Genomic DNA, 11,895 nt, shown 5'->3' on the forward strand with positions numbered 1-11,895 from the left:
CGGGGTGATTCCCAGCCCCAACATCTGGAACTGGCCACACCTGTACGAGGCGGAGAACCGTGCTCAGGACGTCGACGGTGCTCTGTTCGACGCGATCCGTTCGGTGGCGGACTGGACGGCCAAGACGGTCGTCGACGTCGGTTGCGGAAGCGGCTTTCATCTTCCGGTGTTCGCGGCCGACGCGGACCGGGTGATAGGCGTCGAGCCGCACGAACCACTCGCTGCTGCGGCGAGACTGCGAGTCGCGAACCTACCGAATGTCGAGGTGAAGACCGCGCAGGCGGATTCCCTCCCGATCGACGACGGCACCGTGGACATCGTCCATGCGCGCACCGCGTACTTCTTCGGACCGGGCTGCGGGCCGGGAATCGTCGACGCCATGCGCGTGCTCGGGCCGGGAGGGGCGTTGGTCGTCGTGGATCTGGACGCGACCGCGTCGCCGTACGGGGATTGGATGCGGGCCGATCTACCGTATTACGACCCGGCAACAGTCGAGGCGTTCTTCGAGGCACAGGGTTTCGCACTCACCCGCGTGGACACGAGATGGTCGTTTCCGAATCGACGCATGCTGCGCGATGTGCTGGGAATCGAGTTCGGCCCACGCGTCGCACGTGATGCCGTGAAGTCGGTGGACGGTGTCTCGTTCGACGTGCGGTATCGAGTCCACGTCCGGTACAAACCGACCGGAATCGAGCTGCGTTAGCGAGCCGATGGGCCTTTCGCCGAACGCACCTCGACCGCAGGTGGTTTCAGGAGGCGGCGGAAATCCCGAAGATCTCGGCCAGCTCGTTGATCTTGAGCGCCTTCGCCAGGCGAGGCAGGTCGCTTCCGTCCTTGACGTGCGCTCCGTCGGCACCGAGGGCATCGATGACGTCACGGGCCCACGACACATCCGTCGGTGACGGGGCGAGCTCGCGGTTGACGATGGCAGCCTGCTCCGAGTGCATGCACAACTTGCCCGTCATGCCCATCGACAGGGTCAGAGCTGCGTCGCGCCCGAGGATGCTGTCGTTGGCGGTCAGCGTCGGTCCGTCGATCGGTCCCGGAATGCGCGCTGCGCGTGAGGAGACGACGAGGCGCGAACGGGGGTACGCCATAGCCAGCGGGTCGTCACTCATACCCGTGTCGCGGCGGAAGTCGCCACTGCCGAAAGCGAGACGGAAGGTCGACTCCGCACGGGCGATCTCCGTCGCGGCTTCGAGGCCCATCGCGGACTCGACCAGTGCCAGGATCGGAGTGCCTGGTGCCAGGCGAGCAGCTGTGGCCTCGACCTGACCGCCACTCTCGGTCTTCGCGAGCATGACGCCGACCAGTCCGGGCAGACCGGACAACGCGGCGAGGTCATCGGCCCAATACGGGGTCGTTGCATCGTTGATGCGCACCCACGCAGAGTTTCCCTCGCCGAGCCACTGCACGACGGCCTCGCGCGCGGCCGGCTTCTTGGCCGGAGCGACTGCGTCCTCGATGTCGAGGATGACGGCATCGACTCCCGACGCGACGGCGTCGCCGAAGGTCTCGGGCTTGGTGGCCGGCACCAGCAGCCAGGACCGGGCTCGGTCCGGGGCAACGCCGGATGCCACAGGTGTCTCCATGAAAGTTGTCACGTCATGCTCCTCGAGTGAAGTGGGGCACCCCAAGCCTGATCGATTCAGTGAGTCAGCGCCAGCTTCTGTACATAGTGTTCACGAGTGGCGCTACTTCTTCTTGGCCGAACGTCGCACCTGAAGGATTCGAGCGCCGCCCACCATTGCCATCACCAGCGCGCCGGCGATCGCGGCCAGCAACATGCTGATGCCGAGGGGCAGATCGAGCTGCCACGCGAAGATCTGGACCGTGACGGAGTCGAGATTCTGCACGATGAACACCAGCAGGATCACCAGGACCACAGCTCCGACCACCAGGCCGGTCCACAGAGCGGCGGTGCGAGTGTGGGCGATATCGGTCGGAGCGGCAGCCTGTCGCTCGGGAACGAACTCGGGATCGGGAGCGGAATGGCCGTCCGAATCCGGAGTCGTGATCGGAGCGAGGTCGCCCGAGGCGCTGTGCTCGCCGGGGTGCCCTGCGCCCGATTTGTCCAGCGATGTCTCGTGATTGTCGTCAGCTCTGGTGGCCATGTCGATGATCCTTCCGCACGTGAAGGCCGAATGCACGTGCATCCGGCCACGACCTCGATACCCATCGGATAACGGACGGAAACAGTCGCGAATAGGACTGCGAGGCGATGGGGTGGACAATGGTGGAATGCAGTGTCACCGAAAGATGTGGGGTGGAGTATGAGCGACTCCGTCGAGGCAACGAACACGTCGACCGAGCAGAAGAGGCCCAATCTCCCCTTGGTCTTCACTGCGCCGCGTCGCGGTATGCCGTCGCGCCACCTCGCCGACCTGGACAAAGAGGGTCTGCGGGATGCGGTGAAGGCGCTCGGTCTACCTGCGTTTCGCGCCGATCAGCTGGCCCGGCACTACTACGGGCGCCTAGAGGCCGACACCACCAAGATGACCGATCTGCCGGCCGAGGCCCGCGAAAAGGTCGGTGCCGATCTCTTTCCCACGCTGCTGACGCCGATCAAGCACCTGGCATGTGATGACGGTGACACTCGCAAGACCCTGTGGAAGGCCAACGACGGGACCTTGCTCGAGAGCGTTCTGATGCGGTACCCGGATCGGGCCACCCTGTGCATCTCCAGTCAGGCCGGCTGCGGAATGGCCTGCCCCTTCTGCGCGACCGGCCAAGCAGGTCTGACGAGGAACCTGTCGACGGCCGAGATCGTCGACCAGGTCCGTTCGGCTGCAGCCGACCTGCGCGACGGCGTGGTCCACGGGGGCGAAGGTCGACTGTCGAACGTGGTCTTCATGGGGATGGGCGAGCCCCTGGCGAACTACAAGAGGGTCGTCTCCGCGGTGCGCAAGATCGTCTCGCCCGCACCCGACGGACTCGGTCTCTCGCAGCGCTCGGTGACGGTGTCGACGGTCGGTCTGGCACCGGCAATCCGCAAGCTGGCCGACGAGGGACTGTCGGTGACGTTGGCGGTGTCGCTGCACACGCCCGACGACGAACTCCGCGACACGCTGGTTCCTGTGAACAACCGTTGGTCGGTGGCAGAGGTGTTGTCGGCGGCAAGGTACTACGCAGACCAGACCGGTCGTCGTGTCTCGATCGAGTACGCGATGATCCGAGACGTCAACGACCAGCCGTGGCGAGCAGACATGCTGGGCAAGAAGCTGCACAAGGCACTCGGCTCACGAGTTCACGTGAACCTGATCCCACTCAATCCGACTCCGGGTAGCGAATGGGACGCCAGCCCGAAGCCGGTGGAGCGAGAGTTCGTCCGACGGGTCATTGCGCAGGGCGTCTCGTGCACCGTCCGAGACACCCGCGGTCAGGAGATCGCCGCCGCGTGCGGTCAGCTGGCAGCCGAGAACTGACTCGGTTGCTAGCGGGGCTTGCGGCGGACGATGACGTCTCGCACCACGAGCCCGACCAACATCGCGGCAAATCCGACCAGCCACAGATCCTCGACCTTGCCGGTGTGGTTGCCGATCATCATGAACAGCAGGAACACGGCGACGACGATGGCGGCCACCCGCATCGCGCGATTCGATTCACCACTCCACCCCCACTCGGCGGACGGTACGTCCGGCACCTCGTTGCGGGTATCGACGACCGGGTCGTACGAAGCGGATTCCAGTTCGGTATTTGCCACCGGTCGGTCCTCTCGGGTGATGAATTCTCGAAGTCGTCCTTCACGAGGCGTCGAGCCTGCCGCGTTCGGACAATATTGGCATACGACCGCCCGTCGTAGCCATCAGGGTTGTGTGCTCACCCGGCGCGACTGCCGACTTCGGTGAGAGACTGCGGCGGTGACGTCCGAGCGCCTTCCGCATCCACTGACCCAGTTTCCTCTGAGCTACCCCCGAGACATGGTGGGGTACGGCCGCACGCCGCCGCACGCCCAGTGGCCGGGTCAGGCCAACATCGCCGTCCAGTTCGTCCTCAACTACGAGGAGGGTGCGGAGAACAACGTCCTCGACGGTGACACCAAATCCGAGACGTTCCTCTCGGAAATGATCGGGGCACAAGCCTTTCCGAACCGGCACATGAGCATGGAGTCGCTGTACGAGTACGGCTCCAGGGCAGGCGTGTGGCGGGTGCTGCGGGCGTTCGAGAAGCGCGACCTACCCCTGACGGTGTTCGCTGTCGCCAAGGCCATGGAACGAAACCCGGAAGTGGTTGCCGCGCTTGCGGAATTGGGCCACGAGATCGCCTGCCACGGTCTGCGCTGGCTGTCCTATCAGCAGATCGACGAGAACGTCGAGCGTGAGCACATGGCCGAGGCCGTGGCCATCCTTCAGGGCCTCACCGGCTCGGCCCCGCTCGGGTGGTACACCGGGCGTGACTCTCCGAACACCCGGTCGCTCGTCGTCGAGCACGGCGGCTTCGTGTACGACTCGGATTCCTACGCCGACGATCTTCCCTACTGGGAGAAGGTCTCTCGCGGCTCCGAGGTGGTCGATCATCTGGTGGTGCCGTACACCCTCGACACGAACGACATGAGATTCGCCTCGCCGGGCGGCTTCTCGACCGGGGACGAGTTCTATGCGCATCTGCGGGACGCGTTCGACGTGCTGTACGCCGAGGGGGAGAACGGCAGCCCCAAGATGCTCTCGGTCGGACTGCACTGCAGGCTTGTGGGCAGACCGGCTCGCATCGCCGCCCTCGAACGTTTTCTCGATCACGTTCAGTCTCACGAGAAGGTGTGGGTGGCGAAGCGAATCGACATCGCCGAGCACTGGCGCGCCGTACACCCGCCCTCCTCCTGACTCAGCGCGGCGACCGGCACGCCGACGCCAGCGCGGCCAGATAGCGGTCGGTGAACAGGGCCTGGACCCGCTTGCCCACCGGACCACCGAGCCTGGTGTACCAGCGGCCGGGGTTCGAGAACGCGGTGATGTGCGCGGAGACCGTCCCGTCCTCGGGGGAGTAGTCGACGTAGAACAGTTCCTCGCCGGACTCGGGATGGCCGTCGAGCGTGCCGTAGGCGAAGCCCTGTCGGTTGGCTTCGTCGATGACGTAGACGACCCGGCACGGGATGCGGACGGGCCCGAGGGTGAGCACGACCACGGCGTCGGGGACGGCGTTGTCGTTGCTGGAATGAACCTTCAGCCCGGTGCCGCGATGCATGTCCCAGCGCATCAGTGCGTCGGCTGCGGCTACGAAGTCCTCGACTCCGGATCCGATGACCCGCGACTTCTCGACGTGGTGGTAACCGGTCGGGAGCCTGCCGCTCGTTGCCCCTACGTCGGCGTAGTTGAACGATGCTGCGGTGTACTTCGAGACGTTCATGCCTTCCACCCTGCCAGCATCGGCGGAGCGCATAGGGGTTTCTCAGGCTCGGTAGGCAACAATGGACCGGTGTCAGACCATCGTGAGCGAACGACCACCTCGGATCGCCCCGAGCCGATTCGCGTGCTGCTGCTGGGGAGCACCGGCTCGATCGGAACCCAAGCGCTCGACGTCATCGCAGCAAACCCGGATCGCTTCGTCGTCGTGGGTCTTGCTGCGGGCGGTGGAAACATCGACCTACTTCGTCGTCAGATCGCCGAGACCGGCGTTCGGCGTGTGGCTGTGGCCGACCCCGCCGCTGCCGCCGAGCTCGACCTTCCCGGGATTCTGAGCGGGCCCCGTGCGGTGACCGAGCTCGTCGAATCGACGCAGGCCGACGTGGTGCTCAACGCGCTGGTGGGCTCGCTCGGTCTCGAACCGACGTTGGCGGCGCTGAAGACCGGAGCCCGGCTGGCGTTGGCCAACAAGGAATCGCTGGTGGCAGGCGGCGAACTCGTACTCGCTGCCGCCGCGCCAGGACAGATCGTTCCGGTGGACTCGGAGCATTCGGCGCTGGCGCAATGCCTGCGCAGTGGCCACCGAAGCGAGGTGGATCGACTGATCCTCACCGCATCGGGTGGACCGTTCCGAGGCTGGAGCGAAACGGAACTGAAGTCGGTGACGCCTGCCCAGGCCGCGGCTCATCCCACCTGGTCGATGGGTCCGATGAACACGTTGAACTCGGCGACGCTGGTCAACAAGGGCCTCGAGCTCATCGAAGCGCATCTGCTGTTCGGGGTGCCGTACGAGAAGATCGACGTCACCGTGCACCGGCAATCCATCGTTCATTCGATGGTCACGTTCGTGGACGGATCCACCATTGCGCAGGCCAGCCCGCCGGACATGAAGCTGCCGATCGGGTTGGCGCTCGGGTGGCCGGAGCGAGTGCCCGACGTCGCGCGTGCACTCGATTTCACTGCAGCGTTCTCCTGGGACTTCGAACCACTCGACGATCGAGTGTTCCCCGCCGTTCAGCTGGCCCGCGAGGCCGGAATCATGGGCGGGTGCATGACGGCGGTGTACAACGCGTCCAACGAGATCGCTGCCGAGGCGTTCCTCGCCGGGCGCATCGAGTTCCCGCAGATAGTGCAGACGGTGCGCGCCGTGGTCGATGACGGCAGTGGACAATGGTCGACTGTGCCGACCGACGTGGACGACGTCCTCGCGGCGGATTCCTGGGCTCGCGCACATGCGCGTGAGCTCCTGAAACAGAAGGGCCTGTAGACACACATGCTGTTCGCTCTGGGTGTGGTGCTGTTCGCTGTCGGCATCGGTGTGTCGATCGCGCTGCACGAGGCAGGACACATGTGGACCGCGAAAGCGCTCGGCATGAAAGTTCGCCGTTACTACATCGGGTTCGGCCCCAAGATCTTCTCCTTCCGACGCGGCGAGACCGAGTACGGCCTCAAGGCAATTCCGGCCGGCGGATTCTGCGACATCGCCGGAATGACGGCGATCGACGAGCTCGCACCCGACGAGGTCGAGCGCGCGATGTATCGCCAGAAGACGTGGAAGCGGATCGTCGTCATGGTCGGCGGCATCGCGATGAACTTCGTACTGGGAATCGTGCTGATCTACGCGCTCGTTCTCGGGTGGGGCACGCCCGATCGGGTCACTCCGACCACGACTGTCCAGGGTGTCGGCTGCGTCGGAACGACGCAGACACCGGACGGTGAGATCGCCGATTGCTCGGGTGACGGTCCGGCCGCAGCGGCAGGGCTGCGTGAGGGCGACATCATCACAGCGGTGGACGGCACCCCCACGGAGGTCTGGTCCGATGCGGTTCTGGCCATTCAGGCCTCCACCGGCTCGGTCGAGCTGACAGTGGATCGCAACGGTGCTTCGCAGACCATCACCGTCCCGGTCACACAGGTTCAGCGATACGTCGTCGATCCCGACACCGGAGCGAAGGAATCGACGACGGTCGGGGCGGTGGGTGTCACCGGGGGTCCGCCACCGAACATCACGTACAACCCGATCGAGGCGGTACCCGAGACCTTCGCTTTCACCGGCGACATCTTCGTGCAGACCGGCAAGGCACTCGTGCAACTGCCGACCAAGGTGCAGGCGCTGTGGGAGTCGATCTTCGGCGGTGAGCGTGGCCTCGACACCCCGATGAGCGTCGTCGGTGCCAGTGTCATCGGTGGTCAGGCAGCGGAGACGGAGAACTGGGCGACGTTCATCGGGTTGCTCGCGTCGTTGAATTTCTTCCTCGGGGCGTTCAACCTCGTGCCGCTGTTGCCGCTCGACGGTGGCCACATCGCCGTGACCATCTACGAGCGCATTCGCAACATCTTCCGAAACCGCCGTGGCCTACCGGACGGCGCGCCGGTGGACTACATGAAGCTGATGCCGGTCACTTACGTGGTCATCGTCGTTTTCATCGGGTTCTCCTTGTTGACACTCACGGCGGACATCGTCAACCCGATTCAATTGTTCTAAGTAGACTCGTCAGTCGTAGCTAGGAAAGAAGGCCACTGTGTCCGTGTCAGTCGGATTGGGAATGCCGGCACCGCCGGTACCGGTACTCGCGCCGCGTCGAAAGACCAGGCAGCTCCAGGTCGGGTCGGTGGGAGTGGGCAGCGACAGCCCCATCTCGGTGCAGTCGATGACAACCACCAAGACCCACGACATCAACGCCACTCTGCAGCAGATCGCCGAACTGACGGCGTCGGGCTGCGACATCGTGCGTGTGGCATGCCCCACACAGGACGACGCGGATGCGCTGTCGATCATCGCCAAGAAGAGTCAGATTCCGGTGATCGCCGACATCCACTTCCAGCCCAAGTACATCTTCGCCGCGATCGACGCAGGGTGCGCCGCTGTGCGCGTCAACCCGGGGAACATCAAGGAATTCGACGGCCGGGTCAAGGAAGTCGCCAAGGCCGCCGGTGACGCGAACATTCCGATCCGCATCGGCGTCAATGCCGGTTCGCTCGACCCTCGCCTGATGAAGAAGTACGGCAAGGCGACACCGGAGGCCCTCGTGGAGTCCGCGCTGTGGGAGGCGGGCCTGTTCGAGGAACACGGATTCGGTGACATCAAGATCTCCGTCAAGCACAACGACCCCGTCATCATGGTCGCCGCGTACGAGCAGCTGGCCGCGCAGTGCGACTACCCGCTGCACCTCGGCGTCACCGAGGCCGGCCCCGCCTTTCAGGGCACCATCAAATCCTCGGTGGCCTTCGGCGCACTGCTGTCCCGTGGAATCGGCGACACCATCCGCGTCTCCCTGTCGGCTCCGCCGGCCGAGGAGATCAAGGTCGGTAACCAGATTCTGCAGTCGCTCAACCTGCGTCCCCGCAAGCTCGAAATCGTCTCCTGCCCGTCGTGCGGACGCGCGCAGGTCGACGTGTACACCCTCGCCGACGAGGTCACCGCAGGCCTGGAGGGCATGGAAATTCCGCTGCGCGTCGCCGTCATGGGATGCGTCGTCAACGGCCCGGGCGAGGCGCGCGACGCCGACCTCGGCGTGGCGTCGGGCAACGGCAAGGGCCAGATCTTCGTCAAGGGCAAGGTCATCAAGACCGTGCCCGAGGCTCAGATCGTGGAGACCTTGATCGAGGAAGCAATGCGCATCGCCGAGGAATTCGAGAAGGATGAGACCGCAGACGGCGGCGCTCCGGTGGTCACGGTCAGCTGAGGATGATCGATCCGGTCGGTGTCCGGTTTGCCGCTCTGCCACCGAGGGAACAGGTTCTCTGGAATGATTCGCTACACGCTCGGTCGGTGTGTATGCGGTAGGTGGGTCAGGAGGTCGGCAGGTGCTCAAGCTCCTCGGTGCGAAGCCTCTCGGTAATCGAGACGTGGCGCATGTCTTACGGGTGCTCGATGCCGACCCGGTTGCCACCTGCATGGTCGCCGCCAGGGTGCAGGAATCCGGACTGGATCCGAGGTCGTTTCACGGTGAGATGTGGAGCCGGGGCGGACCGGACGAATCGTTGTGTTTCTACGGAGCCAACCTTGTCCCTCTGCTCGGATCGAGTGACGATCTGCGGTCGTTCGCCGACCGCGCATGTCGCGGTCCACGGCTGTGTTCCTCGCTGGTCGGTCGAGCCGAACTGACACTGCCGCTGTGGGAGATGCTCGAAACCGACTGGGGCCCGGCTCGTGAGGTTCGCGGTGAGCAGCCACTGCTGGCCACGTCGGTTCGATCGTCCGTCACCCCCGATCCACACGTACGTCTCGTTCGCCCAGAGGAACTGGACGTGTATCTGACTGCGGCCGTGGCCATGTTCATCGAGGAAGTCGGAGTCGACCCGAGGCAGAACGACGGCGGCCGCGGATACCGGCGACGGATCTCGAGTCTGATTGCCGCGCAGCGTGCGTGGGCTCGATTCGAGGACGGTCGGGTGGTGTTCAAGGCCGAGATCGGGTCGCAGTCGGCGACGGTGGGGCAGATCCAGGGGGTATGGGTTCACCCCGATCGGCGCGGGCACGGTCTCGGTGCGTCCGGTACCGCAGCGGTGGTGAACTCGGTGGTCCGCCAGGGCCGCACCGCAAGCCTCTACGTCAACAGTTTCAACTACGTCGCCAGACGGGCGTACGCGAAGATCGGTCTGACCCAGGTGGCGACCTTCACGACCGTGCTCCTCGACTAGATCGGCCGTCGCTCGAACGGGTTGTGCCGAACCGCGATTCGTTGCCGCAGCCGGAGGCAGCGCCCTATTACTATGGGGCGCAATGAGATCACGTGGTGCAACCGAAGTGCGGTATCGGATCGGCGCGGTATCGGTGGTCGCAGCCGTCGTTGCTGCCGCCCTCGCCGGATGTACCCCCAAGCCCGACGGCCCGGAGCCGGCTGCCCAGGCTTTTCTGGCCGCGTTCGAGTCCAATGACATCGCCGCCGCGGCCGCGGACACCGACAAGCCCGACGCGGCGGCCACGGCACTGACCGAGGCGTGGACCAATCTTCAGGCCGAGGCTCTGGAAGCGGAGACGACGTCGGTGCAGGTCGACGGTGACACCGCCACAGTCGGCTACAAATACACGTGGCAGCTGCCGAAGGATCGGGTGTGGACGTACGACGGTCAGCTGAACATGGGTCGCAGCGAGGGCGAGTGGGTGGTGCGCTGGACGGCGTCGGACATCCATCCCAAGCTCGGTGACACTCAGACGATGTCCTTGCGATCCACGGCGGCTCCTCGCGCACGAGTCAACGAGCGCTCCGGGACCGATGTGTTGGTGCCCGGGGTGGTGCACCGAATCAAGTTCGACGCGGCCGATGCGAACAATGTGGTGGCCTCGGCGACGGCGCTGTCGACGTTGCTGACGCCGTTCGATGCGTCCATCACCGCGCAGTCCATCGTCGAATCCGCCACCTCTGTCGACGGCGACTATCCGGTGGCGTTGCTTCGAGACAGTGACTACCAGCCCATCTCGGCCGCGCTGACCGAGATCCCGGGAGTGACCGCATCCGACGAATCGGATCTGGTGTCCACCGACCCCACGTTCGCGCCGGACCTGGTCGGCCAGGTCAAGAAGGCCGTCATCGACGAGGTCGACGGCAAGGCGGGGTGGAGTGTGGTCACCACGAATCGCAACGGCGTCGACATCGATGTCCTCACCGACACTCCGCCGGAGCCCTCTCCGTCGTTCTCCATCAGTCTCGATCGCAACATTCAGGTCGCCGCGCAGCGTGCGGTGAACGCACGCACCGAGCAGGCGATGACGGTCGTCATCCAGCCGTCGACCGGGGCGATTCTGGCGGTGGCACAGAACCCGGCTGCCGATCGGGACGGACCGGTCGCGTCGGCCGGCCTCTACCCACCCGGATCGACCTTCAAGATCATCACCGCCGGTGCCGCCATCTCGAGCGGACTCGCGTCTCCGGGCAGCACCGTCCCGTGTCCGGGTCGAATCGTGATCGGTGAGCGCAGTGTGCCCAACTACAACGAGTTCGCACTGGGTGACGTGACGATGAGTACTGCGTTCACTCGCTCGTGCAACACCTCGTTCGCCAAGCTGGCCAGCGAGATGGCACCGGATGCATTGACCGTGGCGGCATCCCAGTTCGGCGTCGGGCCGGACTACGACGTCGTCGGGCTGCCGACCGACTCCGGCTCGGTACCCCCGGCCGAGGAGCTCGTCCAGCGCACCGAGGACGGCTTCGGTCAGGGCAGAGTGGTCGTGTCGACGTTCGGTATGGCCCTGGCCGCCGCGACGGTTGCCCATGGCTCGACGCCGGTGCCGAACCTCCTGGTCGGACGCGACACCGTCATCACGGGAGAGCATCCGCAGATCGAGCCTGCGATGGTCGACGGGCTGCGCGGGATGATGCGTTCGGTGGTGACCAGCGGTACGGCCGAGCGCATCGCAGACCAGGGCGAGGTGTACGGCAAGACCGGCGAAGCAGAGGTCGACGGCGGCTCGCACTCGTGGTTCGTCGGCTACCGCGGAGACATCGCCTTCGCCACCCTCGTGGTGCGGGGCGGCAGCTCGGACAATGCGGTCGCGGTGACCCGAGAGATGTTCGAGCAACTGCCGCCCGGGTACTGACCGATCGGCGGTGTG

12 protein-coding genes are annotated in these 11,895 nt (G+C 65.3%); 8 read left to right on the plus strand and 4 right to left on the minus strand.

All coding sequences use genetic code 11. The annotated features are described in order from the left end of the window. The first annotated feature begins 4 nt into the window (after positions 1-4). On the plus strand, positions 5-703 hold the full coding sequence (locus AB0362_RS01115; protein ID WP_317809472.1) for a methyltransferase domain-containing protein: 699 nt from the start codon (positions 5-7) through the stop codon (positions 701-703). Positions 704-749: 46 nt separating this feature from the next. Here AB0362_RS01115 and AB0362_RS01120 read toward each other — a convergent pair whose 3' ends face one another. Continuing rightward, on the minus strand, positions 750-1,604 hold the full coding sequence (locus AB0362_RS01120) for a CoA ester lyase (RefSeq protein ID WP_176460479.1): 855 nt from the start codon (positions 1,602-1,604) through the stop codon (positions 750-752). Positions 1,605-1,694: 90 nt separating this feature from the next. Next, positions 1,695-2,114 (minus strand): lipopolysaccharide assembly protein LapA domain-containing protein, encoded by a 420-nt coding sequence (locus tag AB0362_RS01125; protein ID WP_149405994.1) that lies wholly within the window; start codon positions 2,112-2,114, stop codon positions 1,695-1,697. 159 nt (positions 2,115-2,273) lie between these two features. Between AB0362_RS01125 and rlmN the strand changes: the two genes are divergently transcribed. Then, positions 2,274-3,425, plus strand: a complete 1,152-nt coding sequence (gene rlmN / locus AB0362_RS01130; RefSeq protein WP_094642194.1) for a 23S rRNA (adenine(2503)-C(2))-methyltransferase RlmN — start codon at positions 2,274-2,276, stop codon at positions 3,423-3,425. An 8-nt stretch (positions 3,426-3,433) separates the two neighbouring features. Here rlmN and AB0362_RS01135 read toward each other — a convergent pair whose 3' ends face one another. Continuing rightward, positions 3,434-3,703 (minus strand): DUF2631 domain-containing protein, encoded by a 270-nt coding sequence (locus AB0362_RS01135; RefSeq protein WP_149405992.1) that lies wholly within the window; start codon positions 3,701-3,703, stop codon positions 3,434-3,436. 217 nt (positions 3,704-3,920) lie between these two features. Between AB0362_RS01135 and puuE the strand changes: the two genes are divergently transcribed. Next, a complete protein-coding gene (gene puuE / locus AB0362_RS01140; RefSeq protein ID WP_317809474.1) occupies positions 3,921-4,820 on the plus strand; it encodes an allantoinase PuuE in 900 nt (299 codons plus the stop codon). Between the two features lies 1 nt (position 4,821). On the opposite strand, the gene AB0362_RS01145 is transcribed toward puuE, so the two are convergent. Continuing rightward, positions 4,822-5,343 carry a DUF1990 domain-containing protein gene (locus AB0362_RS01145; protein WP_317809381.1) on the minus strand — a complete coding sequence of 174 codons (522 nt, stop codon included), beginning with the start codon at positions 5,341-5,343 and terminating at the stop codon, positions 4,822-4,824. Between the two features lie 69 nt (positions 5,344-5,412). Between AB0362_RS01145 and dxr the strand changes: the two genes are divergently transcribed. From dxr to AB0362_RS01170, 5 genes are all read left to right on the plus strand, one after another. Next, positions 5,413-6,606, plus strand: coding sequence for a 1-deoxy-D-xylulose-5-phosphate reductoisomerase (gene dxr, locus AB0362_RS01150; RefSeq protein ID WP_317809383.1), 1,194 nt, complete (start codon positions 5,413-5,415; stop codon positions 6,604-6,606). A gap of 6 nt (positions 6,607-6,612) precedes the next feature. Next, positions 6,613-7,824: a M50 family metallopeptidase gene (locus AB0362_RS01155; protein ID WP_317547188.1), complete on the plus strand. Its 1,212-nt coding sequence runs from the start codon at positions 6,613-6,615 to the stop codon at positions 7,822-7,824. Between the two features lie 61 nt (positions 7,825-7,885). Continuing rightward, positions 7,886-9,025, plus strand: a complete 1,140-nt coding sequence (ispG, locus tag AB0362_RS01160) for a flavodoxin-dependent (E)-4-hydroxy-3-methylbut-2-enyl-diphosphate synthase (RefSeq protein WP_269593732.1) — start codon at positions 7,886-7,888, stop codon at positions 9,023-9,025. A gap of 121 nt (positions 9,026-9,146) precedes the next feature. Then, positions 9,147-9,983: a GNAT family N-acetyltransferase gene (locus tag AB0362_RS01165; RefSeq protein ID WP_068050264.1), complete on the plus strand. Its 837-nt coding sequence runs from the start codon at positions 9,147-9,149 to the stop codon at positions 9,981-9,983. Between the two features lie 82 nt (positions 9,984-10,065). Then, the gene (locus tag AB0362_RS01170; protein WP_188078638.1) at positions 10,066-11,880 is read left to right on the plus strand and encodes a penicillin-binding transpeptidase domain-containing protein; all 1,815 of its coding nucleotides are present in this window, start codon (positions 10,066-10,068) and stop codon (positions 11,878-11,880) included. The last annotated feature ends 15 nt before the right edge of the window (positions 11,881-11,895 follow it).

Source organism: Rhodococcus sp. NPDC079359, from assembly GCF_040702585.1.
GTDB lineage: Bacteria > Actinomycetota > Actinomycetes > Mycobacteriales > Mycobacteriaceae > Rhodococcoides.